The sequence below is a fragment of the Streptomyces sp. 796.1 genome (genome assembly GCF_047525675.1).
In the GTDB taxonomy this organism is placed as follows: domain Bacteria; phylum Actinomycetota; class Actinomycetes; order Streptomycetales; family Streptomycetaceae; genus Streptomyces.
The window spans coordinates 1-25,747 of record NZ_JBLIWA010000013.1 but is presented as its reverse complement, the minus strand read 5'-3'; the positions used below and the strand labels follow the sequence as shown (position 1 = coordinate 25,747).

Sequence of the window (25,747 nt, the reverse complement as noted above, 5' to 3'; positions counted from 1 at the left end):
CCCCCCCCCCCCCCCCCCCCCCCCCCCCCCCCTGGCCGGTCGCCCTCGGCCGGCGGCCGGTCGGCGAACGCGTCCTTGATCGCGTGATCGGTCTGGTAGTAGAGCTGGGCCGCCTTGCGCATCTTGCCCTGCACGTCGCTGCATTCGCGCTGGAGGAGTTCGACCTTGCGCTTCCACGACTCGTAGACGCTGCGCTGCACCGTCGCGCTCAGCAACCCGGTGACCGCGGCCTCTCCACCGCCCGCCCCGTCCTGTCCCGCGGACAGCCCACCGAAGGCGGAGCGCAGGTCCCCGGCCACCTCGCTGATCCCCGCGGACGCCTGGCTCCACGCGCGCTTGGACTGCCGTAACTGGCCGTCGCCGCCCCCACCCTCCGCACTCGCCAAGCGCAACCGCGTCGCGGACTCCCCCTTGATCTCGGCCCACTCCTGCTGGAACGTCACCCGTTTCCCCCTCAGCCCCACACGTCACGGCATGTGCCGCTGACTCTTTGGAGCACGAACGTAACAGGCTGTGCGGGCGGGCGTGATAGCCGGGCGCCCCTCTCGCCGCGCGGTGTTCACCGGGGCGAATGTCCTCTTGCCGGCCGTCGCCTGGCGATCCGTCAGTCACGTACTCCGGTGACGCCCCACGGCCGACGGGCCGTGCCCGTGCGGGAGTTCGCCCGTACCTATACGGCAGTTCGCCCGCCGACGCCGACCGGGTCCGCCCCGTTTCCCGTGCCGCTCCCCGCGCTGCCGCCCGACGCCAGTCGCCGCTGCAACCGTGCCTTGGCCGCGGGCCACTCGTCGGCGAGCATCGAGTAATAGACGCTGTCGCGCCAGGTGCCGTCCGGCATGGCCTTGTGGCGGCGCAACACGCCCTCGCGCTCGGCGCCGAGCCGGGCTATCGCCTCCTGCGAGCGCACATTGCCGTGGTGGGTCTTCCACTGCACGCGGCCCACGCCCCACTCCTCGAAGGCGTGGGTCAGGAGCAGCAGCTTGGCCTCCGTGTTCACCGCCGTGCGCCACACCCGGCGGCCGTACCACGTGCCCCCTATCTCCAGCCGCTCATCGCGCGCGCTGATGTCCAGGTAGGACGTCTGACCGACGGCCCGGCCGGTGTCCCGCAGCACGACCGCCCACGGGACACACCCCTCCCCCTGCTCGGCGAGGTCTTGCTCAACCAGCCGGCGCAACTCGTCCTCCGTACGCGGAGTGGGGGCGGACAGCCAGCGCCAGACCTCGTCATCATCGCCACCGGCACGGAAGAGGTCGGGCACGTGGTCCAGCGCGAGCGGTTCCAACCGGACCGTGCGGCCTTCGAGGATCGTGGGCTTGAGGTTCACGGAGAGCATGCAAAAAGCCTAGGACGCATTCGCACTAGATGCAATACACTTTCACACTAGTGCAAAGCAGAGTGGCATTTCGCGCCCCTACCGCCCTCCCCGACTACCGCGCTCCCCGAGCCCCGGGCCGGACTGCCCAACGGGGCCAGACCGGCCCGAGGAGGGCGGGAAGGAGAGGGGATGGGAGAGGGGAGAAGAGGGAGGGAGCGCGTCGGAGGAGCGGAGCGGGAGGGCGAGGTCAGCCGATCACTCCCGCGACCCGATCACTCTTGCGTCCCGCACAGCGCCTCGTCGGTCAGGCGCTGGACGGCCCGCTCGGACTTCAGCAACCACTCGTCGCTGGACGCCTTGCCACTCGCGACGATCACCACACCGCGCTTGCCGTCGGAGGTGAAGCCGGTGCGTATGGTGCCGCCGTCCGTGTCGCCGCCGTGCCCCCAGCGGTAACCGCCGCATTGCAGCGGCTGGCGCATCAGCCCCAGCCCGTACTGCAAGCCCGGCATGACCTCGTCGAAGTCCGCCCCCACGGGAACGGTCCTGCGCATCTCCGCGAGCTGCTTCTCCGGCAGCAACCGGCCGGTCACCAGGGCCGTGTAGAACCGGTCGAGATCGCGCTCGGTGGTCACCAGCGCGCCCGCCGCATCGGCCCACGACATGCTGCGGACCGTGGTGTCCGTCATGCCCGTCGAGCCGGGGAACTGCTGGTAGGTGTGTGCGTGCGGGCCGTGCAGAAACGGATCGGCGCCCGGCGCGTACGTCCCCCGCAGGCCGAGCGGCTTGGTGATCCGGCGCTCGACCTCCGTCGCCCAGTCGTGCCCGGTGGCCTTCTTGATGATCATCCCGAGGAGTACGTATCCGGGGTTGGAGTAGTTCCACTTCGGGTTCGGATCGTCCGGGTCCGCCGGGTCGAAGTCCGGGCGGTGCCGCAGCGCACCGGCGATCAGCTCGGCCGGCTCCACGCGTTCGAACCGGGTCCGCTCGAAGTCGGCGGCCGTCTCCCCGGTGTCTTCCGTACGGTCGTAGTTGTAGAGGCCACTGGTGTGCTGGAGCAGGTTCCTGACCGTGATGCGACGGCCGTCGTTGCCGTTGCCGGTGATCAGGCCGGGCAGCCAGCGGTCCACGCTGTCGTCGAGCGACACCCGCCCCTCGGCGACGAGTTGCAGCACGACGGTGGACACGAAGGACTTGGTAACGCTGGCAGCGCGGAAGGAGGCGCCGGCCGGCACGGGCCGCCCCGTGTTGAGCTCCGCCTCACCGGCGCGGGCCGTCGCATGGCGGGAACCGTGGCGGACGTCGACGGAGATGTTGACGTACCCGGCATCGCGCAACGTGCGCTCCACCGCGCGCTGGAGCTGCCCCGTCGTCAGCGAGGCGCCCGGGGCGGCGCGCTCGGTGTCAACGGTCGATGCGGAGGCGGGGGTTGATGCCGAGGACCGTGCGGGGGCGGCGCCGGCCGGTGCCGCCGCCAGGACCCCGGACACGGCCGCGACCAGCGCGGTCGCAGTGGCCGCGCGGAAACTCAGGGATTTGGTACGTGTGTTCATGGTCCCTCAGCGTCCCGCCCCCGCCCCGCGCCCCACCATGCAGCGGGCGCCCCTCCCCGCCCGGGGGGTATCCCCCGCAGCCCCGCCCCGCAACGGCCCGTCACCTGCCTGCACCACCACGCGTGCCGCGCTGCGGCTGACGCCCGCACAGCACCCCCCACCTGGGAACTCGCCCAGCAGCAGCGGCATTGTCACACCCCTCGCTTACGGTATGAGGCGAGCGGATCACACAGGGCTCGGTGCGGCGGGGTTCGGGACGTGCGGTGTGTGGTGGCGTGCGGCGTGTGGTGGCGTGTGGCGTACGGCGCCGGCCGGAGCTGCGACCGCGCCACGCCCGTTGCGGCCGGCGCGGAGCGGGTTCGCTCAACGCTGGGGGCTCCCGCGCAGGCAGTGAGCCGCAGGAGGGGTAGCGGAGAGAGGAGGGGCGGGGTGGATTCGGTGTCCTTGGTGTCGGCGGTCGTCGCCGTGGCCGGGGCCGCGATGACGGGGCTGCTCGGCTACTGGCAGCAGCGCCGGCTGCACGCCCGCACGGAGCGCAACTACATGGAGCGCTACAGCTCCTCGCTGGCGCTCGCCGCCTACGACCTCCAGAGCCGGCTGTACAACATCCTCAACGGCCACGTGATCGACCGCTCCGGCCGCTCGTACGGCGGGTATCTGACGAGCTTTCTCGTCCGGGGGAGCGCGGAGGAGGCGGAGCACGTCCGGCGCAGCACCGCGTTCGTCTTCGCGGAGTATCTGGGCTGGGCCGAGATCCTGCGCCGGGACATACAGTTCCTGAACCTGGGCGGCAGTCGGGGCAATCGACGGATCATGCGCCAGTTGGGGCAGATCAGCACTTCCCTGGGCCGGATCTCGCCGACCAGCAACGAGCTCCGCGTGTTCCGCTCTCACCAGCGCGCGATAGGCGAGCTGATGGTGCACCCGGACAGCGCGTCGGGGCAGCGGTGGTGCCTGGGCTATGCGGAGTTCTGTCGGCGGCTGGACCAGGACGAGGTCTTCAGGTCGTGGTTCGCACCGCTGCTGGCGGACGTCGACCGGCTGGCCGCGGACGCCACCCCGGCCCTGGCCCGCCTGGAGAAGTGGCAGAACGAGCTGGTCGAACTGGTCGACCTGCTGGACCCGTCCGCCGTCCTCATACCCTCGCACCGCAGCAAGTTCCGCCTCTCGGACCGACTGTCGGACCTGTCGGGCCCTGCCTAGCCCGACGCCCCTCGGCCCGGCCGCCGCCTCGCGTACCCGCCCAGCACGCCGCGCGATTCGACGGGGCCCGCACGCCGCGAGGGCATCCGCCGCACGGCCACCCCACCCTCACGGAAGGGTGCGTCCACACACCGGCCCGCCCCCACCACCGCGACAGCTCGCACCTCTAGAGTCATCAACTCCACACCCATCGCGGCACCTTCCCTACGACGCCCACATGACGAAAGGCCACCAGGAGCCATCCACCCACTCGCGCACCCTACGCAACACGCCGTGGTTGCGCCTCAACCGCTGAACATTAACTGCCGGTGTTTACATGGCAGTTGGCGACTCGCCCACGACCCCGGACACCCGCGGAAGGCCCGAAGAATCCACGAAGGAAGACGAAAGGCCACGCCGAGCAGAACGGGCACCATCAGTCGCGGATTTGCCAATTCCGGTGCATAGCCTGCACGTTGGGGCAACAGACGCGTCCGGGCGCCTCACCTAAGGGCAACCTTTTGGATATGCAGGACGTCACATACGCGTAGGCACAACTGATCAAGGCATGCCTGATCAACAACACCATGGGGGTAAGCACATGCGACGGTGGGGCACCGCAGTGGCCGCACTCGCCTTGGCTGGCGCCGGGCTGACGGCGACTGCCGCTACGGCCTACGCCGCCACGCCGCCGGCGAAGGCCGCGGCAGACATCGAACGCGACCCGATCTGGGGCCAGACGCCAGCGGGCACCGACCGGGACCCCATATGGGGCCAAGGTCCGGCCAACGGCGACCAGGACCCGATCTGGGGCCTGAGTGAACGCGCAGCCTGCGACACGAACTGGGGCAGCGGGACCAAGACGGCCGCGCCGACCGAGTACGAGCCGCTGGTGAACATCAGGGCCGGCCAGCACGCCTGCTTCGACCGCCTCGTCTTCGACGTCCGCGGCTCGGGCGGCAAGCAGGTCGGCTACCGCGTGGGTTACGTCAACGAACTGCGCCAGGACGGTTCGGGCGACCTGATCAAGGTGGGCGGCGGCGCCATCCTTGACGTGCACGTGGCGGCGCCGAGCTACGACCCGGCCACCGGCAAGCCCACGTACTCGGGCCGAGCGGGACAGACGCTGCCCGGCGTGAACGTGTCGGGCTTCCAGACCTTCAAGGACACCCGGTACGCCAGCAGCTTCGAGGGCGACACCCAGATCGGCCTCGGCGTCCGCGCCAAGCTGCCGTTCCGGGTGACGCAGACCGAGAACCACCTCATCGTGGACGTCGCCCACTCCTGGGCCGCCACCCGCTAGCAGCCACCCACCGCACCACCGACACCCAGCGCCACCCGGCCCCCTCCCAGCGCCCGCGCGCACCACGGAACACCGCGCCCTCTGACACGAGCACACTCGTGCAACCCGTCAGAGAGCCGATTCCGCAGTGCGGCGGGCGCTGGGCTTTGGGCGGGGCGGTGGGCTTGGGGCGCGGGCGTGGGGGTGGACTTTGGGGCGGTGGGGGTTGGGCGGTGAGCTTGAGGCGGCGGGTTTTGGGCGGTGAGGCGGTGGGTTCTGGGTGGCGGTGAGGCGGTGGGCGCTTGGAGGGGGCTTGTACGTGGGGGTGGGGCCCACTCCCCCTCCCCCTCCCCCAACCCCGCCCCTCCCCCACCCACACCCGCCCGCCCCCTCCCCCAACCCACCACCCAGCCACCTCACCCCAACCCACCACCCAACCCACCACCCAACCCACCACCCAGCCACCCAACTCCCCTCCCCCTACCCGGCCCCCTACCCCCTCCGCCGAGCCAGCAGGTACCCCTGCCGCGTCCGCTCGTACGTCTCGGGTTCGCGGGTCAGGGTGGCCTGGGTGGTGAAGCCGGCCGCGTCGAGGTGTTGTGCGAGTTGGTCGGGCTGGAGGCGATGGAAGTCGAGGGCGATGGTGTGGCCGAACGCCTCCGTGAGGTGGAGTGGTTCGTCGCCGATCTGGAAGGCCAGGAGGAGGGGTGCGTCCGGGGCCAGTACGCGGTGGAACTCGGTCAGTACGGCCGGCACCAGCGCGGGTGGGATGTGGATCAGCGAGTACCAGGCGACGAGGCCGGCGAGCGCCCCATCGGCCAGCGGGATCTCGGCCATGGTGCCTTCGTCGAACCGCAGCTCCGGGTAGGTGCGCCGGGCCAGGGCGACCATCTCGGGCGACAGGTCGAGTCCGGAGACGTCCACTCCGAGCCCGTGCAGGTGGGCGGCCACCCAGCCGGGCCCCGACCCCACTTCCAGCACCTTTCCACCACCACCGGCCTGTACCACCCGCGCGAACGCCCCGAGCATCGCCAGGTCGAAGGGTTGGGATTCCAGTCCGGTGCGGAAGTGTTCGGCGTAGGAGACGGCGATGGCGTCATAGCCGTCCCTGGTGGTGTGGAGATATGAGGAGTCCGTCATGACCGTGGACTCTAACCCTGGGCCAGCGGGCCGGGGCCCTGGGCCAGCGCCGTTCGATCATCACCACAACCCCCTCTCCCGGGCAGCACAGTTGGGCCTTGGAGTGCGGTGGACCCGCACTGAGGTGAGCGTCTCACTGATCGCGTTTCTCTGCTGATCGGTGGGAAAACGCGCCACCCACCCTCATCTCGTACGCCCCGCGCCGACCCACCAGTCACAGAAGTTGCAGAAATTCGTGGTCGCACCGGCATGGTCGGCCCGGCAGGGCCGGACCGGCAACCAACAACCGACAACCAGCGACCAGCGACCCGCGACCCGCGACCAACACCAACAGGGCGCGGGGCCTACCCCGCTGCCGCGCGCAGGACCCGGGCCTCCTTCTCGGGGGCCAGCCCGACGCGGGAGCGGTCCGGCCGGTGCGGGGCCACCCCGCCGATGGCCTGGAGCCAGGTCCAGGTGTCGGCCGCCGTGTGGGCGAGCGGACGGCAGCGCAGCCCGGCCGCCAGGGCCTTGGACACGTCGGTCCGGTACAGCGCGTCGTGCAGTTCGCCGCCCGGCGCCCACAGCGGGAGTTCCGTCCACGGCTCGACGCCCGCCGCCAGTAACGTCTCCGCCGCCACCCACCGCAGCGTCGCCTCCCCGCCGGTCACCCGTTGGCAGGTGGTGAGCAGTTCGTCCATGGTGGTGTGCCCCGACGGGCTGATCAGGTTGTACGGGCCGCCGAGCCCGGCCGCCCCCGCGTCCAGGCACCACCTGGCCAGATCGCGTACGTCCACGTACTGCAACGGCGACTCCCGCGGCCCCGGCGCCAGCACGAGGCCGCCCTTGGCCATGCGCCCGAGCCACCACGGCAGCCGCCCGATGTTCTCGTACGGGCCCACGATCAGCCCGGCCCTTACGAGCAGCGCACGCTCCCCGAAGGCGGCGAGGACGGCCAGTTCGCCGCCCCGCTTGGCCCGGGCGTAGTCCACGTCGGGGCCGGCGTCCGGCGAGGCGTCCACCACCGGCCACTCCTCGTCGTGCCCGGCCGCCGACGGATAGCGGTAGACGGAGCCGCTGGAGATGTAGACGTACCGCCCGACCCGTCCGGCGAGCGCCGCGACCGCGTCCCGTACCACGTACGGCGCCTTGGACCAGGTGTCCACGACCAGGTCCCAACCGCGTCCGGCCGCCGGACCGGTGTGCAGCGCCGCGAGGCCGTCCGGGGCCGTGCGGTCGCCGAGCAGCACCTCGGCGCCCGGTGGCGCCGCATGGTGTCCCCGGTGGAAGACCGTGACCTCCCACCCCCGTGCCAGCGCCGCTTCCGTGATGGCGCGCCCCACGAACTCCGTCCCGCCCAGCATCAGCACTCTCATGGGCCGACTCTCCCGCCGACGGGCGGCCCGGGGGAATACCCGCACGCCCACAGCGGAATCGTGTTCCGCCTTCCCGGCGGGCACCTCCCACCGCCTGCACCGCCCCGACCACGACAAAGGCGCCCACTGAACATGACGTCACGTCAGGAGCGGCAAAAAATCTCGTTCCGGCTCGACACAGCGCGTTCCCCCGGCCGTTACACCACGGCGAGTTCCCCACCACCACGCCCCACCATCACACCCTGTCCCCACCGAACGCCAACGGGCCTCGTCCACCAGGACGAGGCCCGCAACAGCAGCACCACACACCACACCAGCCCCCATCACACCCAACCCACCCCGCACGGGCCCCACCCCAGGGGCCCGTCCCGCACATCAGCGTTCGGCGCGCAGCCAGCCGGCGACCTCGGTCGCCCAGTACGTCAGGATCAGGCCGGCGCCGGCCCGCCGTACGGACATCAGCGTTTCCATGATCGCCCGGTCACGGTCGATCCAGCCGTTGGCCGCCGCGGCCTCGACCATCGCGTACTCGCCGGAGATCTGGTACGCGGCGACGGGCACGTCCGAGGCGTCCGCGATCTGCCGCAGCACGTCCAGGTACGGCAGGGCCGGCTTGACCATGACCATGTCCGCGCCCTCGGCGAGGTCGAGGGCCAGTTCGCGCAGCGCCTCGCGGGCGTTGGCCGGGTCCTGCTGGTACGTCTTGCGGTCGCCCTTGAGCGAGGAGCCGACGGCCTCCCGGAAGGGGCCGTAGAAGGCGGACGAGTACTTGGCGGTGTACGCCAGGATCGACACGTCCTGGTGTCCCGCGCCGTCCAGCGCCTCGCGGACGACGCCGACCTGGCCGTCCATCATGCCGCTGGGGCCGACCGTGTGCGCGCCGGCGTCGGCCTGGGCGCGGGCCATCTCCGCGTACCGCTCAAGCGTCGCGTCGTTGTCGATCCGGCCCGCGGCGTCCAGGACTCCGCAGTGACCGTGGTCGGTGTGCTCGTCCAGGCACAGGTCGGACATGACGATCAGGTCGTCGCCGACCTCGGCCCGCACGTCGCGCAGGGCGACCTGGAGGATGCCGTCCGGGTCGGTGCCCGGGGTGCCCACGGCGTCCTTCTTGTGGTCTTCCGGCACGCCGAACAGCATGATCGCGCCGACGCCGGCGGCGACCGCTTCGGCCGCCGCCTTACGCAGCGTGTCCCGGGTGTGCTGGACGACGCCCGGCATGGCGTTGATCGGCGCGGGTTCGCTGATGCCCTCGCGGACGAAGGCCGGCAGGATCAGTTCGGCCGGGTGGAGCCTGGTCTCGGCGACCATCCGCCGCATGGCGGGGGTGGTGCGCAACCGCCGGGGCCTGGCTCCGGGGAAGCTGCCGTAGTCGTTCATGAACGTGCCCTCCTACGCGATCCGGGCCGCCGTTCGCTCGGGCGGGTGACCGGGTCCCCGGCCTCGATCGCGGCTGCGCGCCGCGCCGCGCCGAACTCCGCGAGCGCCTCGGCCAGCTTGTGCACCGAGGGCTCGGGCGACAGCACGTCCACCCGCAGGCCGTGTTCCTCCGCCGTCTTGGCGGTGGCCGGGCCGATGCAGGCGATGACGGTGACGTTGTGTGGTTTGCCCGCGATGCCGACGAGGTTCCGTACGGTCGACGACGAGGTGAAGAGCACGGCGTCGAAGCCGCCGCCCTTGATCGCCTCGCGGGTCTCGGCCGGCGGCGGCGACGCCCGTACCGTCCGGTACGCGGTGACGTCGTCCACCTCCCAGCCCAGCTCGATCAGTCCGGCCACCAGGGTCTCGGTGGCGATGTCGGCGCGCGGCAGGAAGACGCGGTCGATCGGGTCGAAGACCGGGTCGTACGGCGGCCAGTCCTCCAGGAGGCCGGCGGCCGACTGTTCGCCGCTGGGGACCAGGTCGGGCTTGACGCCGAACTCGACGAGGGACTTCGCGGTCTGTTCGCCGACGGCGGCGACCTTGATGCCGGCGAAGGCGCGGGCGTCGAGCCCGTACTCCTCGAACTTCTCGCGGACCGCCTTGACCGCGTTGACCGAGGTGAAGGCGATCCACTCGTAGCGCCCTGTGACCAGGCCCTTGACGGCGCGCTCCATCTGCTGCGGGGTGCGCGGCGGCTCGACGGCGATGGTCGGCACCTCGCTGGGCACCGCACCGTAGGAGCGGAGTTGGCCGGAGAGCGAGGCCGCCTGTTCCTTGGTCCGCGGGACCAGGACGTTCCAGCCGAAGAGCGGCTTGGACTCGAACCAGGACAGCCGGTCGCGCCGTTCGGCCGCGCCGCGCTCGCCGACCACGGCTATCACCGGCTGGCTGCCGTCGGCCGACGGCAGCACCTTGGCCGACTTGAAGACCTGCGCGATGGTGCCGAGGGTGGCGGTCCAGGTGCGCTGGCGGGTGGTCGTGCCGGCGATGGTCACCGCGAGCGGGGTGTCGGGCTTGCGGCCACCGGCGACCAGTTCGCCGGCGGCTGCGGCCACGGTCTCCAGGGTGGCGGTGACGACGACGGTGCCGTCGCTGGCGCCAACCTCGCCCCAGCAGCGCTCGTCGGCGGTGCGGGCGTCGACGAACCGTACGTCGGTGCCCTGGGCGTCGCGCAGCGGCACGCCGGCGTAGGCGGGTACGCCGACGGCTGCCGCGACGCCGGGGACCACCTCGAAGGCGATGGATTCGGCGGCGCAGGCCAGCATCTCGTCGGCGGCGTCGCCGTCGAGGCCGGGGTCGCCGGCGACCGCACGGACGACCCGCTTGCCGGTGCGCGCGGCCCCCATGACAAGATTGGCGGTATCCCTAAGCACCGGGACTCCGGCGGGCACTGACGTGCCGTCAGCGTCCGGGTGCCGTAGGGCGCTCTGTGCGTCGGCCGCGACGTGGGGCCGCACGTGCGGGCGCACCACGTCGAGCACCTGCGCGTCGGCGATCAGCACGTCGGCCGTGGCCAGTGCCTCCACGGCGCGCAGCGTCAGCAGGCCCGGATCGCCTGGCCCGGCACCGAGGAAGGTGACGTGCCCGCAGCCGGGGTGGTTCGGGGCGGTGGGGTTCAAAGTGCTCGCTCCCCCATAAGACCGGCCGCACCCTTCGCGAGCATGTCAGCGGCGAGTTCGCGACCCAGCGTTGCGGGGGTCACGGTGCCGTGCATGGCGCTGCGAGAGGGAGAGGTGGGTACGGGACCAGTGGTGGACAGCTGCACCAGCGCGGTGCCGTCGACGGTGCCGACGACGCCCCGCAGGCGCATTTCGGTAACAGCCTGCCCGTCGCCCAACAAGTCGGCCAGCGCCCCCACGGGCGCGCTACAGCCGGCCTCCAGGGCGGCGAGCAGAGATCGCTCGGCGGTCACGGCGGCCCGGGTGTACGGGTCGTCGAGCTCGGCGAGTCGGGCGATGAGCGCGGTGCCGTGCACGGGGTGCGAGGCGGCGCACTCGATCGCCAGGGCCCCCTGGCCGGGGGCGGGCAAGATCGCGTCGGTGTCGAGGATCTCGGTTGCTTCGGCGAGCCGGCCGATGCGGCTCAGGCCGGCGGCGGCCAGGACCACGGCGTCGAGTTCGCCGGAGCGGACGAAGCCGATCCGGGTGTCGATGTTGCCGCGGATCGGGACGGTCTCGATGGCCAGGCCGTACGCGCGGGCGTGCGCGTTGAGCTGGGCCGCGCGGCGGGGTGAGCCGGTGCCGATGCGGGCGGTGCGGCCGGCGGCTGCGGCGTCGGCGGCCAGCGCTTCGAAGCCGAGGCCGTCGCGGGCCACCAGGGCGTCGCGCGGGTCCTCGCGCGGCGGCACGGCGGCCAGTACGAGGCCGTCGGCTTCGGCGGTCGGCAGGTCCTTGAGGGAGTGCACGGCCAGGTCGATCGCGCCGCCGAGCAGCGCGTCGCGCAGTGCGGACACGAAGACGCCGGTGCCACCGATCTGGGCGAGGTGCTCGCGCGAGGTGTCGCCGTACGTGGTGATCTCGACCAGTTCAACCGGTTGGCCGGTGACCTTCCGTACGGACTCGGCGACCTGCGCGGACTGGGCCATGGCCAGTGCGCTGCGGCGGGTGCCGAGGCGCAGCGGGGCGACGGCACCGCTGCCGACGGCGGCCGGCCCCGGGGGGGCGGCGTTGCGGTCGGGGGGGTGGGATGTGCTGTCGGTCATGCCCGTCCTCGCTTCGGGTGGTTCCCATCGGCCCGGCTGACGGCGGCGACCGCCTCGGGGTCGAGGTCGAAGAGCTCGCGCAGGGCGTCGGCGTATCCGGCCCCGCCGGGCGTGCTCGCGAGCTGCTTGACCCGCACCGTCGGCGCGTGCAGCAGCTTGTCGACCACGCGGCGGACGGTCTGGGTGATTTCCGCCCGCTGCTTGTCGTCAAGGTCCGGCAGTCGTCCGTCGAGCCTGGCGATCTCGCTGGTCACCACGGATGCGGCCATGGTGCGCAGGGCGACGACGGTGGGTGTGATGTGCGCGGCGCGCTGGGCCGCGCCGAAGGCGGCGACCTCGGCCGAGACGATGGCGCGCACCTGGTCGACGTCGGCGGCCATGGGGGCGTCGGCGGACGCTTCGGCGAGCGATTCGATGTCGACGAGGTGTACGTCGCCCAGGCGGTGTGCGGCGGCGTCGATGTCGCGGGGCATGGCCAGGTCGAGCAGGGCCAGGGGCCGGCCGGGGTGCGGCGCGGTGGCGGTGCGCAGGGCGTCGGCGGTGAGGACGAGGCCGGTGGCGCCGGTGCAGGAGACGACGATGTCAGCCTCGGCCAGTTCGGCTTCGACCTCGGCCATCGGGACCGCGCGGGCGATCAGCTCGGTGGCGCCTGCCGCCGGCGGAACGGTGCCGGTTTCGGCGTGCTCATGACCGTCCGAGGGGCCGGCCGGCTGCTGTCCGCAGCAGCCGCCGTGCGGCGCGGGTACGCCGGCGACGCAGCCGGGTCCCTGCGCGGCGGGCGCCGGGTCGAGGGGTTCGGTGGGGACCACGGCGAGCGCGGCGACGCCGGCGGGCAGGCCGAAGGCGGCGCCGGCGCCGTGCTGCCCGGGGTCCTGCGCCTGGCCGGGGAGCCGGTCGCCCGGACGTCCCGCCGCGTGGTCCGTGTGGCGGCCAATGGCCTGGTCAGTGGTATGGCCATGGGTGTGCGCGGCGGCCTGTCCGGTCAGCGCGGCCGTCAACCGGCGCGCCCGCTCCAGGGTCCGGTTGGCCACCACGAGCTCGGCCACGCCGGCGCGCGCCAGCGTGGTGGCGGCCAGCGAGGACATCGAGCCCGCGCCGATCACCAGGGCGCGCTTGCCGGCGGCCCAGCGCTCGACCGGCGCCTCGCCGGCGAGTTGCTGGAGGCCGAAGGTGACCAACGACTGGCCGGCCTTGTCGATGCCGGTCTCGCTGTGCGCCCGCTTGCCGACCCGCAGGGCCTGCTGGAACAGGTCGTTGAGCAGCCGCCCCGCGGTGTGCAGCTCCTGCCCGAGCGCGAGCGCGTCCTTGATCTGGCCGAGGATCTGCCCCTCGCCCACGACCATCGAGTCCAGCCCGCAGGCCACCGAGAACAGGTGGTGGACGGCCCGGTCCTCGTAGTGCACGTACAGGTACGGCGTCAGCTCGTCCAGCGTGACGCCGGTGTGCTCGGCGAGCAGCGTGGACAGCTCGGCGACGCCCGCGTGGAACTTGTCCACGTCGGCGTAGAGCTCCACCCGGTTACAGGTGGCCAGCACGGCGGACTCGGCGGCGGGCTCCACGCCGAGCGCGGCCTGGACCAGGCGCGCGCGCTGCTCGGGCTGGAGCGCGACCCGCTCCAGCACGCTCACCGGGGCGCTGCGGTGGCTCAACCCCACGACCAGCAGACTCATGCCGGCATCACGGCGGGCACGTCCCCGTCAGGTCCCTGGTTCTCGCGTACGTCGGTGACGGCGGCAGCGACGGGCGCCGGGCCCGGGGCGGCGTCGGTCAGCGCGCGCTCCGGGACGGCGGGCGCCGGCGCGGGCGCCGCGGCGGGCGCGGTGGCGCCGGCCTGGGCCGCGTCCTGCGCTGCCTCTTCGCCGGCCTTGCGCTGCTCGTGGAAGGCGAGGATCTGGAGCTCGATGGAGAGGTCGACCTTGCGCACGTCCACCCCGTCCGGGACGGTGAGCACGGTCGGCGCGAAGTTGAGGATCGAGGTCACGCCGGCGGCCACCAGGCGGTCGCAGACCTGCTGGGCGGCGCCGGCCGGGGTGGCGATGACGCCGATGGAGACCCCGTTGTCGTCGATGATCTTTTCGAGCTCGTCGGTGTGCTGCACGGCGATGCCCGCGACGGGCTTGCCCGCCATCGCCGGGTCGGCGTCGATGAGCGCGGCGACCCGGAAGCCGCGGGAGGCGAACCCGCCGTAGTTGGCGAGCGCGGCGCCGAGGTTACCGATGCCGACGATGACGACCGGCCAGTCCTGAGTGAGGCCCAGTTCGCGGGAGATCTGGTAGACGAGGTATTCCACGTCGTAACCGACGCCGCGGGTGCCGTACGAGCCCAGGTAGCTGAAGTCCTTGCGCAGCTTCGCCGAGTTGACCCCGGCCGCGGCGGCCAACTCCTCGGAGGAGACCGTGGGGACCGAGCGCTCGGACAGCGCGGTCAACGCGCGCAGATACAGCGGAAGCCGGGCGACGGTGGCCTCGGGAATCCCTCGGCTTCGGGTCGCCGGTCGGTGAGTTCGGCCAGTTGCCACGGTGCTCCTGCGGGTAGAGCGGGGCTGCGGACGGCCCGTCCCAGGACCGCCCCGTGAAGTGCAGGCTATGCCTTTGTGAACGCGTGCACAAAGATGGTGTCCGCTTTGTCCGAGCAAAGTGACGGGTGTCACGCGCCCTTTCGGGCCGATTACGGAACCGCCACCAGCGCCACGCCGTTCACACCGTTCACCGCTTTCCCGCCGCACACACGGGGCCGACAACGGGAGCACGCGCCCACACTCCTCACCGCTATACCCCCGGATGTCAACAAATCGCCCACGATGGTAATCGACCGTGCGCCCCCGCCGAACCCACCGAGCACCGCACGGAGACCCCCGCCATCGACGGCACAATGGCGAACATGAGCCCACTGCTACGCCGATCAGGCCGCAAGAACCCCGCCGACCGCACCGTGACGCTCATCGGCAAACCCGGCTGCCATCTGTGCGATGACGCACAGCAGGTGATCGAAAAAGTCTGCGCCGAACTCGGCGCCGCTTGGGAAAAGAAAGACATCACTGAAGACGAGGAGCTCTACCGGAAGTACTGGGAACAGATCCCGGTCATCCTCGTCGACGGCGCCCAACACGATTTCTGGCGCGTGGACCCCGACCGACTCCGCAAGGCACTCGGCGGCTGACCGCGGCCCCCACACCGCCATACCGCGGCAGCACCCACCACACCGCCACACCGCCCGCCGCACCGCCGGCCCGCGGCCGAACCGTACGGGGCACGACGGCCCGCACCGGACTCCACCGCCGGCCGACAAAGCCCCGGTGATCCCCGCACCAATTCCCGTAGCGGAATGTTCACGCTCCGCGAATCGTCCCGACCCCGGATGGACCGAACAAACTGGCTATGCTCGGCGCTATGGCGGCTCTAGGATGGCTCACTCCCCGCAGGCGTTCGGCTACCGCACGCAGCGTGCTCGCCGGTGAGGCCGCGGCCGAGGCAGCGCGAAAAACCGCATCGGAACTCGATGCGGACTTCCCGGATGAGTCAGCGGAACCACCCCAAGAGGCCACGGAGCCGGAATTCCCGGTCCCCGGGGATCACCGCGCCGCCGCCTTCTTCGACCTCGACAACACGGTGATGCAGGGCGCCGCGCTCTTTCACTTCGGACGCGGCCTCTATAAGCGCCACTTCTTCCGCAAGCGGGAACTCGCACGCTTTGCCTGGCAACAGACCTGGTTCCGACTCGCCGGCGTCGAAGACCCCGCGCACATGGAAGACGCCCGCAATAGCGCCCTGTCCATCGTCAAGGGACACCGCGTCTCAGAGCTGATGTCCATCGGCGAGGAGATCTACGACGAGTACATGGCCGAAAGGATCTGGCCCGGCACCCGCGCCCTCACCCAGGCGCACCTGGACGCCGGCCAGAAGGTCTGGCTGGTGACCGCCGCCCCGATCGAGGCCGCGACGATCATCGCCCGCCGCCTCGGCCTGACCGGCGCCCTCGGCACGGTCGCCGAGTCCGTCGGCGGCGTCTACACCGGCCGGCTGGTGGGCGAGCCGCTGCACGGCCCGGCCAAGGCCGAGGCGGTCCGCGCCCTGGCCGCGGCCGAGGGGCTGGACCTGACGCGCTGCGCCGCCTACAGCGACTCCGCCAACGACATCCCCATGCTGTCGCTGGTGGGCCATCCGTACGCGGTCAACCCCGACGCCCGGCTGAGCAAGCACGCCCGCGAGCACGGCTGGCGGCTGCGCGACTACCGGACCGGCCGCAAGGCCGCCAAGATCGGCATCCCGGCCGCCGCCGGCCTGGGCGCCGTGGCCGGCGGCACCGCCGCGGCCGTCGCCCTCCACCGCCGCCGCCGCTGACACCACCCCCCGAAGAGGAAGAGGCCCCGCCACCGCCGGGCCTCCCCCGGCCCTGCCCCGTGCGGCGAGCGGTGCGACAGCAGTGCGACAGCCCGACAGCAGAACCAGCACCGAGCGTGCAGCCGCGGAGCTGCGGGCCGGCGCGGCGGCCCAGTGGTGCGGACGCGGGCTCCGGCGCGGAACGAAGTCAACGCGCCGCCTCGCCGCACCCCCCGTCACCCAGCGCAATCGCCGGGCCCGCACCGCCACCACTCCTCGACGACGCGCCCGCCCACAAGAGCCCCACTCGCACCTCGTACGCCCCGCCGCACACAGCGGCCCCGCCCCTGACGGCGCAACCGCCGGAGAACCACACCAACCGTCACGGGCAGCCGAGTTCGAGCAATCTAAACTGCCTACCCGCACGCCTTTCCCGCCAGTCGCGTTGTGCCCGGATTACCACAACACGCCCCGCAACCAAACAGATCGCGAAGCTTTTCGATCAACTTCCGATCAACGTTCGACTCTTGATTGACCGTCAACGCAGCACAGAGTGGACGGAAACGGCGATTTAAGCAACTGGGTGTAGCGTCACCTATACGAAGCGTTATTCTCCTCAGACGCAACCGGTACCCACACGTCCCTACGACGGGTGAACGGTCCCGCACTGCACGTGATGGAAGCTCTGCCTCTGGGAGTCCCGTGTACCCACACGTCGGGGTTGACGCCTCGGGCCTGGCTACGCTGCGCGAAACGGTCATCGACCGCCTTCGCGGCTACGTCCCCACCGCGTACGCCGTACCCGCTGTCCCCGCATTCGCCACACCCGTCCCCGCTGCCTCAGCACCCTGCTACACCGTCGCCAACGGGAGCACGACCGTCGGAAGACGAACCCGCACCAGCGCCACCCCGGCGACCCCCCGCCGCCCGAGCGCCGACAGCGACAGCCACCGCATGATGGAACTCGTCGAACGCGCCCAGTCCGGCGAGTCCGAAGCCTTCGGCTGTCTCTACGACCAGTACTCCGACACCGTCTACCGCTACATCTACTACCGCGTCGGCGGCCGGGCCACCGCCGAGGACCTGACCAGCGAGACCTTCCTGCGCGCCCTGCGCCGCATCGGTACCTTCACCTGGCAGGGCCGCGACTTCGGAGCCTGGCTGGTCACCATCGCCCGCAACCTCGTCGCCGATCACTTCAAATCGAGCCGCTTCCGCCTGGAAGTCACCACCGGCGAAATGCTCGACGCCAACGAGGTCGAACGCAGCCCCGAGGACTCCGTTCTCGAATCGCTCTCCAACGCTGCCCTCCTCCAGGCGGTTCGCAGGCTTAACCCCCAACAGCAGGAATGCGTCACGCTGCGCTTCCTGCAAGGACTCTCGGTGGCCGAGACCGCCCGGGTGATGGGCAAGAACGAAGGCGCCATCAAAACCCTCCAGTACCGTGCCGTGCGCACCCTCGCCCGGCTCCTCCCCGACGACGCCCGCTAAGCCCTCCCACCACGCCGAACGGCGCAGCAGTACCCCTCACCGCCCGCCGTACGGGGCCGTCCCCACCCCTGCTCGACGGGTCGCTACCCGGTTCCCCTCTGTCTCCTGCTGGTCCCTTCCGCCGCGTTCACGTGCCGGTGAAACGCCCCCTCTTCGCTTCCGGACAGCGGTCAGATCATCGTGGCCGCGTAACCCGGCTGCCGCGCCGCTCGTTGTGCGGGATGCAGGCTCCCTGCGGTCACGCCATGCCCGCAAATGCTCACTCGATCGAGTGGCGGCGCTCAAGGCGTGCAACCTCCAAGGCGCCCTGAGGAGTCGACCATCTTGACGAGAGGAGGTGCCGCCCGTGATCGCGAACGTATCGGCGCACCGGCGGGCTCACGCCTTCGCCCAGGCCCTGGAGGAGCAGGAACTCCAGGGCACGGCAGCCGGCCCGGCCGAGCACACGGCGGATAACGCCGAGCAAGAAGGCATGTTGGCCCTGACCAAGGCGCTCGGCGAACTGCCGGCCCCGGAGCTGGACCCCACAGCCAAAACCGTTCAGCGGGCCCAGTTGCTCGCCGCGGTGGAGACGGCGTTCGCCAGCGACGGTGCGCGCGTTCCCGAGCAGCGCTCGGCACGGTCCACCAGGAGCGGCAGTGCCACCAAGAAGACCGGAGAAGGCGGCAGGGGTAGCCACCGCGCGGGCCCCCTCAGCAGACTTCGCCCCCGGTCGCGGTGGTCGAAGGGCCTAGCGGCAGGGGGGCTGACCGTCGGTGTCGCGGCGGGTGCGTTCGGCGGCGTGGCCACGGCCAGCTCCGACGCCCTCCCCGGCGACTCCCTCTACGGCCTCAAGCGCGGCATAGAGGATCTCAAGCGCGGCATGGCCAACGACGACGCCGACCGCGGGCGGATCTACCTGGACCAGGCATCCACCCGGATGAACGAGGCCCGCCGGCTCATGGAGCGCGCCCGCGCGGGCGAGATGGACCACGAGTCGCTCAGCGAAGTGCGCAAGGCGCTCTCCGGTATGCAGCACGCGGCCTCCGAGGGCCACCGCCTGCTGCACGACGCCCACCAGCGCGACGGCTCGCTGGACCCGATGCGCAGGTTGAACGCCTTCACCAGCGACCACCGCAAGAGCTGGAGCGACCTCCGCCAGCGCCTCCCGCTCCCCCTGCGGGACATGGGCGACCAGGTCAGCCTGGTCCTGGAGGCCATGGACGTCGACGTCGAACCGCTGCGTACGTTGCTCACGCCGCCGCCCCAGAACACCCAGCCGGAAGTCGAGCGCGTACGGACGACGCCCGCCGCCCCACCGCCCGCCACCCCGGACCGGCCCACCCCACGGCACGCCAAGCCGAGCCAACCCGACCACACCGAGCCGCAGCGGCGCGCGAGCAGCCCCGCTCCCACCACGTCCCCGGCGCGAGAGCGGCCCCGCCTCCTCGACGGGCCCGGTCTCCTGGAGCAACAACCGGCCGCCGAAACGCCACAACCGTCCCAGGAGCGCACCCCCGAGACCGGCAAGCCCGAGGTGACGGTCCCACCGCTGCTCGGTGACCTCCTACCGGGACTCGGCACCGACGCCCCCGACCCGTCCGGCTCCCCGCAGCCCAGCGACGACTGACCGGACCCGCAGGGCCGCACCACCGGCCACTACCCAGGCGCTCCGTCTTCCCCCTGACCGATTCCGTCCACGATCGGCTCAGAAGAAGACGGAGCGCCTTCGTACGAGCAGCTTGTACAGGGTGTGCTGGATCGTCTCCCGCACCTGGTCCGTCAGGTTGAACATCAACATCGGATCGTCCGCCGCCTCGGGCGCGTAGCCGTCCGTCGCGATCGGCTCGCCGAACTGGATCGTCCACTTCGTCGGCAGCGGCACCGTGCCCAACGGCCCGAGCAGCGGAAACGTCGGTGTGATCGGGAAGTACGGGAATCCGAGCAGCCGCGCCAACGTCTTGGAGTTCCCGACCATCGGGTAGATCTCCTCGGCCCCGACGATCGAGCACGGCACGATCGGCACCCGGCTGCGCAGGGCCGTCGAGACGAAACCGCCCCGGCCGAACCGCTGCAACTTGTAGCGCTCGGAGAACGGCTTCCCTATCCCCTTGAACCCCTCGGGCATCACACCGACCAGCTCACCGCGGTCCAGCAGCCGCTGCGCGTCCTCCGCACACGCCAACGTGTGACCGGCCTTACGGGCCAACTCGCTGATCACCGGCAGCTTGAAGACCAGGTCCGCCGCGAGCAGCCGCAGATGGCGGTCGGCCGGATGGTGGTCGTGCACGGCGACCTGGAGCATCAGCCCGTCCAGCGGCACCGTCCCCGAATGGTTGGCGACGATCAGCGCGCCGCCGGTGCTCGGCACGTGCTCCATGCCACGCACCTCGACCCGGAAGTACGACTCGTACATCGGCCGCAGCAGCGACATCAGGACCTGGTCCGTCAGCTCCTCGTCGAAGCCGAAGTCATCGACCTCGTACTCGCCGGTGAGCCTGCGCCGCAGAAAACTCAGGCCGCCGGCCAGCCGCTGCTCCCAGCCCCGCGCCTGCTCCGCGGGCGCGACCCCTTCGGCCCCCTCGGCACGGTCCGGCTGCCGGGCCCGCCCCGCGGTCCCCCCGGTCTCCTCGTCCTCATCGCGCTGCGGCGGGACGGGCTGGAGCGCGGCCTGTGCCTGCGGTGCCCGCGCCGGGCGCCGGGCGCCGGCCTTCCGCCGGGCCCTCGGCTCCTCGCCGAACGGGATGACCTTCGCGTCCGCCATCGTGGCTGCGCTCCTCAGTTCTGGCCGGCGCCCGGCAGCGCCGCGGCGATCCGGTCGACGGTACGGGCCAGGGCCTCGGGCGGCAGCAGTCCGGCGCCGCGGCTGCGCGCGTAGTCCATGAAGGCCCCGGCGGTGCTGTACGCGGGCCAGAAGCCCAGTGCCTCGCGCATCTGTGTCGTGTCCACGACCCGCCCGTGGGTGAGCAGCCGGATCTGCTCGGGCGAGAAGTCGGTTATGCCCACCGCGCGCAGCACCGAGCCGATCCAGGTCACCGAGGGCGAGAAGAGCGGCAGGGTGGGCCGGCCGAGCCGCCGCGCCGCCTGGGAGAGCAGCAGCACGCCGTCACCGGCGATGTTGAAGGTGCCGCTGCGTGGGGTGGAGCGCCGTGGCTGACCGGCCGCCAGCCGCAGCACCTCGATGGCGTCGTCCTCGTGGACGAACTGGAGCCGCGGGTCGAAGCCGACGATGGTGGGCAGTACGGGCAGTGCGAAGTACTCGGCGAGGGGCGAGTCCGTGCACGGGCCCAGCACGTGGGCGAACCGCAGCACGCACACCGCGACGTCCGGGCGGCGCCTGGCGAACCCGCGCACATAGCCCTCAACCTCGACGACGTCCTTGGCGAACCCGCCGCTGGGCAGCGACTTGACGGGGGTGGTCTCACCGAAGACGGCCGGATCGCGGGAGGCCGACCCGTAGACGCTGGTGCTGGACTTCACCACGAAGCGGGCCACGGTCGGCGCCTTCTGGCAGGCGCCGAGGAGCTGCATGGTGCCGATGACGTTGGTCTCCTTGACCGCGGTCCGGCTGCCGCGGGAGCCGAGCGGCGTGCCGTTGACGTCCATGTGCACCACGGTGTCCACGCCGTACTGCGCCAGCACCTTGCCGATCGTGGGTTGCCTGATGTCGGTCTGGACGAACTCGGCACCACCGAGGTCGTGCTCGGGCAGCGCGGCGTCGACACCGATCACCCGGTCCACGTCGGGCTCGCGCAGGACGCGGCGGACGAAGCGGCCACCGAGCTGCCGGGCGACACCGGTGACGAGCACGACCCTGCCCATGATCAGCGCCTACCTTCCCACCCTCACAGAAGCCTGCGACACCCGTCCGGCGCCACGGAGCCGGCCGTACCCCGAAGCTATGACTCACCGTATCCACTGGGTCTGACAACGCACCGGCCCGGCGCGGCCGAACCCGGCGGGACCTGCCTGACCTGCCCCGAACGCACCGCAGCCCTCCCACCGTGTGGTGGGAGGGCTGCGAAACGTCGCACAGCGTCGCGCTTACTTCTTGTTGCGACGCTGGACGCGCGTGCGCTTGAGCAGCTTGCGGTGCTTCTTCTTCGCCATCCGCTTGCGCCGCTTCTTGATAACAGAGCCCACGACTACCCTCGCTCACTTCGATTCACTCGGTGCGGGGCGTCCGAGCCCACACGACCTACATCGGGCCAGCCTACCCGGCACCGAGCGAACAGCGTAATCCGAGGGTCGACGCGACCCATCAGCCCCGTGGACCACGCCCGCCGCGTACGTCACGGCAGCCGCCCGAAGACGGCCACCGCACCGACCACGCCGGCCTGACCCACTGCGGGCGACCTAGGCGGACTCCACCCCCACATACGACTCGCGGAGGTACTCGTGCACCGCCTGCTCGGGAACCCGGAAGGACCTGCCTACCCGGATAGCGGGCAGATGACCGCTGTGCACCAACCGGTACACGGTCATCTTCGACACTCGCATGACCGAGGCAACTTCCGCCACGGTCAGAAACTGGACCTCATTCAGAGGCCTCTCGCCAGCAGCCATGACACACCTGAACCTTCCGCACATGACGGGCACCGGCTTCCCCTCCGGTGACTCCTCGTCGCTGCGCGCTCACTCACCAGACTAGGGGCGGGTGATACGAGTGGGGAAGAGGAGTAGCGATCGGCCGCCTACTGTGACAGACACGCTCGATTGAGTACATAGCGAGTAAGCGGCCGGTAGTAATCGGGCCGCACAGCGTCATCAAGCGGAACGACGACCGATACCCTTCCCTCGGCCTCGCCGACGAACGGCGCGGGATCGTCGCTGTCGGCCAGCCCGATGGCCGCAATACCGAGCTGACCTGCCCCACAGAGCCATCCGTGGTCACCGATGACGAGGCCGGGCAGGCTCCCGCCTGCGTCGGCCGCCGCCCCGAGCGCGATCCGGAGGGGAAGCGGCGAGTGGGTGTGCACGCCGGTCTCATTCTCTGCACTCCGCGCGCCGGGTTCCCGCACCAGCGCGACTCCTCGAATGTAGTCAAGGTTGTACGTACGTAGCCCGAACCGGGTCCCGATGTCGATACGACACCCCCGTCCTGGGGTGAGAACGGGACAACCTGCCGCCGACAAAGCGGACGCCAAAGCGGCGTAGAAGCCCAGTAGCCGGCCTGGATGCCCGGTCCCGAGCAGCACCGGGGTACGAGACCGTGCAGCGCTGCCCAGCCGATCTGCGAAGGCGTCCAACGCCGTCACCGTACGATCTGGATCGATTACATCCTGGCCCGAAACATACCCAGGATCGTTCGAAACACCGCAACGAGCGCTCATGAGCTCAAGCAACTCCGTGAAGGTCCAGTCGAGTTCGGGCTCAAGACCGATCAACGTCCGTGGGTCGCGGGCCGCGAACATCCGGTACCGCCGCAGGCTGCCCTCCCGCTGCGTGGCCACGGGACCGGCGAGCCCCACGGTCATCAGATGGGCCCGCAGCTCGGAAGCGCTCAACACACCGACGATGGTGGCCGACGACCACGGCCCACCGCCCGCAGAACCCCGATGCGTGCCACCGTTGGGCTAACGGTTCGTCACCAACGGCCATTTCAGAGGCCAGTTGGCCATCTGGCGGCTGATTCCGGCCATCTTTGGGAGGGACGTTCGGGATTCGGTGCTGACGAGCCCGCGACGGCACCGGATCAGGGCAGCAGCCCGTGCGCCGGGAAGGTCGCCCGCCGCGTCGCCAGCACGGCCTGGTCCAGCGCATCGGCCGGGTCGTACCCCCACTCCTCCCAGTCCCGCCAGCGCGGCTCCCGACCGTCGGTCATCCGCAGCGGCGCCTGCTGCCGCGTCCGCGCGTACACCTCGTGCCGCCACGCGTCAGGGGTCGGCGCCCCGGGGTCGACGGGCCGGCCGGCGGCGACGCCCACCAGATGCGTCCAGGTCCGCGGCACGACGTCCACCACCGCGTACCCCCCGCCGCCCAGCGCGATCCACCGACCGCCCGCGTGCTCGTCAGCCAACTGCCGGCAGCCGGCCGCGATCGCCCGCTGGGCGTCCACCGTCACCGCGAGGTGCGCCAGCGGGTCCTCGATGTGCGTATCGGCGCCGTGCTGCGTGACGAGCACGTCCGGTCGGAAGGCCGCGAGCAGTTCGGGCACGACGGCGTGGAAGGCGCGCAACCACCCTTCGTCGCCGGTGCCCGCGGGCAGCGCCACGTTGACCGCGCTCCCCTCCGCGTCGTCACCGCCGGTCTCGGCGGGCCAACCGGTCTGCGGGAACAGCGTCCGTGGGTGCTCGTGCAGCGAAATCGTCAGCACCCGCGGATCGTTCCAGAAGGCCGCCTGCACGCCGTCACCGTGGTGCACGTCCACGTCGACGTACGCGACCCGCTGCGCGCCCAGTTCGAGCAGGCGCGCGATGGCGAGCGCGGCGTCGTTGTACACGCAGAAGCCGGCGGCGCTGCCGGCCATCGCATGGTGCAGCCCGCCGGCGAAGTTCACGGCCCGCGTCGCCTGACCGCTCCACACGACCTCCGCGGCGGCCACCGACTGGCCGGCGATCAGCGCCGACGCCTCGTGCATCCCGGCGAACGCCGGATCGTCCGGCGTGCCGAGGCCGTATGCCTCGTCGGCCGCAGCCGGGTCCGCAGAGGCCCGCCGTACGGCGTCCACGTAGTCCTGGCGATGCACGAGACGCAGCGTGGAGTCGCCGGCGGGGGGCGCGGCGACCACCTTCACCTCACGATCGAGGCCGAATGCCTCCACCAGCCGCATCGTCAGCCCCAGCCGTACCGGGTCCATCGGGTGCCCGGGGCCGAAGTCGTAACCCGTGACGGCGTCATCCCACATGAGGTGTGTGCGGACGTTCATGCCCGTCACCGTATCGGGCGACACGACGACGGCAGGGAACGGGCGCCAAACAGCATCGCGAACTCCTCATTCGACCGTCGCGGTCACGGGCCCACCGGTCCGCCACGGCGCCCGCCCCGTCCCATCCGCTGCCTTCCGTGGCTCCCGTCCTCTCCCCGTTTTCCGTGATTTCCGTGAGTTCCGTACGGAGCGGGTGTGGTGACAGCGGTCGTGGCGGGAGCCGTGGTTACGCCAACAGTGGGGGGAGTTCGCTCATCTCGGAGAAGAGTGCGGTGGCGTCGGAGAGTTTGGTGGCCGGCGTCATGGCGGTGTACCCGAAGACGTCCATTCCCGCGGCCCGCGCCGCCTGCACGCCGAGCGGGCTGTCCTCGATGACGGCACACCGTTCGGGAGCCACGCCCATGACTTCGCTGGCGTGCAGGAAGAGATCGGGGGCTGGCTTTCCGCGTCCCACGTCCTGGGAGCTGAAGATGCGCTCTTCTCCGAAGAGGCCGTAGAGCCCGGTCTTCTTCAGCGCGACCCGAATGCGTTCATGACTCCCGGAGGACGCGAGGCAGTACGGAACGCCGTCCGCGCCCATCTTCTCCAGCACGTCGGCCGCTCCGGCCACGGCTTCCAACTCGGCTTCGAAGGCAGCGAATACCCGCTGGTGGAACGTGGCGTCGAAATCGACAGGCAGCCGCCGGCCGTACCGCTCAAGCACCAGGTCGTGTATGCGGTGCATGGCGGAGCCCATGTAGTCGCGAATCGCCTCTTCGTACGTGGTCGGGTGACCCAACTCGGTCAGGTACGCGGCGAGCAACCGGTTCGAGATCGGCTCGCTATCGACGAGTACACCGTCGTTGTCGAAGATGATGAGGTCATAGCGCATACGACCACTCTATAAAAGCAAAAAGAGCCTTGTTGGGACCATAGTCCCAACAAGGCTCTTTTTCTAAAAGGAGTTCGGCGGCGTCCTACTCTCCCACAGGGTCCCCCCTGCAGTACCATCGGCGCTGAAAGGCTTAGCTTCCGGGTTCGGAATGTAACCGGGCGTTTCCCTAACGCAATGACCACCGAAACACTATAAAACAAACAAACCGGCAAACACACAGTTCGTTGCTTCAGAACCAACACAGTGAACGCGAGCAACTGAGGACA

Annotated in this window: 23 protein-coding genes and 1 rRNA gene; 6 read left to right on the top strand and 18 right to left on the bottom strand. The window is 71.0% G+C overall.

Annotated features, from left to right (window positions below; genetic code table 11):
* From ACMA1D_RS11225 to ACMA1D_RS11215, 3 genes are all read right to left on the bottom strand, one after another.
* The coding region (locus ACMA1D_RS11225; RefSeq protein WP_414723749.1) for a hypothetical protein at positions 1-443 on the bottom strand (443 nt) is incomplete at its 3' end.
* A gap of 227 nt (positions 444-670) precedes the next feature.
* Positions 671-1,336, bottom strand: coding sequence for a GNAT family N-acetyltransferase (locus ACMA1D_RS11220; protein WP_414723748.1), 666 nt, complete (start codon positions 1,334-1,336; stop codon positions 671-673).
* A 254-nt stretch (positions 1,337-1,590) separates the two neighbouring features.
* The gene (locus ACMA1D_RS11215; RefSeq protein WP_414723747.1) at positions 1,591-2,871 is read right to left on the bottom strand and encodes a serine hydrolase domain-containing protein; all 1,281 of its coding nucleotides are present in this window, start codon (positions 2,869-2,871) and stop codon (positions 1,591-1,593) included.
* A gap of 429 nt (positions 2,872-3,300) precedes the next feature.
* Between ACMA1D_RS11215 and ACMA1D_RS11210 the strand changes: the two genes are divergently transcribed.
* The gene (locus ACMA1D_RS11210; protein WP_414723746.1) at positions 3,301-4,074 is read left to right on the top strand and encodes a hypothetical protein; all 774 of its coding nucleotides are present in this window, start codon (positions 3,301-3,303) and stop codon (positions 4,072-4,074) included.
* A 580-nt stretch (positions 4,075-4,654) separates the two neighbouring features.
* Complete coding sequence (locus ACMA1D_RS11205) at positions 4,655-5,356, top strand: hypothetical protein (protein ID WP_414723745.1); 702 nt, start codon at positions 4,655-4,657, stop codon at positions 5,354-5,356.
* Positions 5,357-5,827: 471 nt separating this feature from the next.
* Here ACMA1D_RS11205 and ACMA1D_RS11200 read toward each other — a convergent pair whose 3' ends face one another.
* The 7 genes from ACMA1D_RS11200 to ACMA1D_RS11170 all read right to left on the bottom strand — a co-directional run bounded on the left by ACMA1D_RS11200 (position 5,828) and on the right by ACMA1D_RS11170 (position 14,468).
* Complete coding sequence (locus tag ACMA1D_RS11200) at positions 5,828-6,475, bottom strand: class I SAM-dependent methyltransferase (protein WP_414723744.1); 648 nt, start codon at positions 6,473-6,475, stop codon at positions 5,828-5,830.
* 344 nt (positions 6,476-6,819) lie between these two features.
* Positions 6,820-7,830 (bottom strand): NAD-dependent epimerase/dehydratase family protein, encoded by a 1,011-nt coding sequence (locus ACMA1D_RS11195; RefSeq protein WP_414723743.1) that lies wholly within the window; start codon positions 7,828-7,830, stop codon positions 6,820-6,822.
* Between the two features lie 375 nt (positions 7,831-8,205).
* Complete coding sequence (hemB, locus tag ACMA1D_RS11190) at positions 8,206-9,207, bottom strand: porphobilinogen synthase (protein ID WP_414723742.1); 1,002 nt, start codon at positions 9,205-9,207, stop codon at positions 8,206-8,208.
* Complete coding sequence (locus ACMA1D_RS11185; RefSeq protein ID WP_414723741.1) at positions 9,204-10,868, bottom strand: uroporphyrinogen-III synthase; 1,665 nt, start codon at positions 10,866-10,868, stop codon at positions 9,204-9,206. The genes hemB and ACMA1D_RS11185 overlap by 4 nt, the downstream gene beginning before the upstream one ends.
* Positions 10,865-11,950, bottom strand: a complete 1,086-nt coding sequence (gene hemC / locus ACMA1D_RS11180) for a hydroxymethylbilane synthase (RefSeq protein WP_414723740.1) — start codon at positions 11,948-11,950, stop codon at positions 10,865-10,867. Before hemC ends, ACMA1D_RS11185 begins: the two co-directional genes overlap by 4 nt.
* The gene (hemA, locus tag ACMA1D_RS11175; protein WP_414723739.1) at positions 11,947-13,620 is read right to left on the bottom strand and encodes a glutamyl-tRNA reductase; all 1,674 of its coding nucleotides are present in this window, start codon (positions 13,618-13,620) and stop codon (positions 11,947-11,949) included. Before hemA ends, hemC begins: the two co-directional genes overlap by 4 nt.
* The gene (locus tag ACMA1D_RS11170; RefSeq protein WP_414723738.1) at positions 13,617-14,468 is read right to left on the bottom strand and encodes a redox-sensing transcriptional repressor Rex; all 852 of its coding nucleotides are present in this window, start codon (positions 14,466-14,468) and stop codon (positions 13,617-13,619) included. The genes hemA and ACMA1D_RS11170 overlap by 4 nt, the downstream gene beginning before the upstream one ends.
* A 362-nt stretch (positions 14,469-14,830) precedes the next feature.
* Here ACMA1D_RS11170 and ACMA1D_RS11165 point away from each other — a divergent pair, with 362 nt between their 5' ends.
* The 4 genes from ACMA1D_RS11165 (at position 14,831) to ACMA1D_RS11150 (ending at position 19,369) form a co-directional block, all read left to right on the top strand.
* Complete coding sequence (locus tag ACMA1D_RS11165; protein WP_414723737.1) at positions 14,831-15,109, top strand: glutaredoxin family protein; 279 nt, start codon at positions 14,831-14,833, stop codon at positions 15,107-15,109.
* Positions 15,110-15,339: 230 nt separating this feature from the next.
* Positions 15,340-16,290 (top strand): HAD family hydrolase, encoded by a 951-nt coding sequence (locus ACMA1D_RS11160; protein ID WP_414723736.1) that lies wholly within the window; start codon positions 15,340-15,342, stop codon positions 16,288-16,290.
* A gap of 681 nt (positions 16,291-16,971) precedes the next feature.
* Entirely contained in the window at positions 16,972-17,760 is a 789-nt protein-coding gene (locus tag ACMA1D_RS11155; protein WP_414723735.1) for an ECF subfamily RNA polymerase sigma factor, BldN family, read from the top strand.
* A gap of 346 nt (positions 17,761-18,106) precedes the next feature.
* Positions 18,107-19,369: a DUF5667 domain-containing protein gene (locus ACMA1D_RS11150; protein WP_414723734.1), complete on the top strand. Its 1,263-nt coding sequence runs from the start codon at positions 18,107-18,109 to the stop codon at positions 19,367-19,369.
* 78 nt (positions 19,370-19,447) lie between these two features.
* Here the strand turns inward: ACMA1D_RS11150 and ACMA1D_RS11145 are convergent, their stop codons facing one another.
* The 8 genes from ACMA1D_RS11145 to rrf form a co-directional block, all read right to left on the bottom strand.
* On the bottom strand, positions 19,448-20,503 hold the full coding sequence (locus tag ACMA1D_RS11145) for a lysophospholipid acyltransferase family protein (RefSeq protein WP_414723733.1): 1,056 nt from the start codon (positions 20,501-20,503) through the stop codon (positions 19,448-19,450).
* A gap of 14 nt (positions 20,504-20,517) precedes the next feature.
* Positions 20,518-21,561: an NAD-dependent epimerase/dehydratase family protein gene (locus tag ACMA1D_RS11140; protein ID WP_414723732.1), complete on the bottom strand. Its 1,044-nt coding sequence runs from the start codon at positions 21,559-21,561 to the stop codon at positions 20,518-20,520.
* A 222-nt stretch (positions 21,562-21,783) separates the two neighbouring features.
* Positions 21,784-21,882, bottom strand: coding sequence for a 30S ribosomal protein bS22 (locus ACMA1D_RS11135; RefSeq protein WP_003948845.1), 99 nt, complete (start codon positions 21,880-21,882; stop codon positions 21,784-21,786).
* 213 nt (positions 21,883-22,095) lie between these two features.
* Positions 22,096-22,305, bottom strand: coding sequence for a helix-turn-helix domain-containing protein (locus tag ACMA1D_RS11130; protein ID WP_014053989.1), 210 nt, complete (start codon positions 22,303-22,305; stop codon positions 22,096-22,098).
* Positions 22,306-22,433: 128 nt separating this feature from the next.
* Positions 22,434-23,249 carry a phosphatase gene (locus tag ACMA1D_RS11125; RefSeq protein WP_414723731.1) on the bottom strand — a complete coding sequence of 272 codons (816 nt, stop codon included), beginning with the start codon at positions 23,247-23,249 and terminating at the stop codon, positions 22,434-22,436.
* A gap of 185 nt (positions 23,250-23,434) precedes the next feature.
* Positions 23,435-24,607, bottom strand: coding sequence for an acetoin utilization protein AcuC (locus tag ACMA1D_RS11120; protein WP_414723730.1), 1,173 nt, complete (start codon positions 24,605-24,607; stop codon positions 23,435-23,437).
* A gap of 226 nt (positions 24,608-24,833) precedes the next feature.
* Positions 24,834-25,478 (bottom strand): HAD family hydrolase, encoded by a 645-nt coding sequence (locus ACMA1D_RS11115; RefSeq protein ID WP_414723729.1) that lies wholly within the window; start codon positions 25,476-25,478, stop codon positions 24,834-24,836.
* A 72-nt stretch (positions 25,479-25,550) separates the two neighbouring features.
* Positions 25,551-25,667 (bottom strand): 5S ribosomal RNA (gene rrf, locus ACMA1D_RS11110).
* Positions 25,668-25,747: the final 80 nt, after the last annotated feature.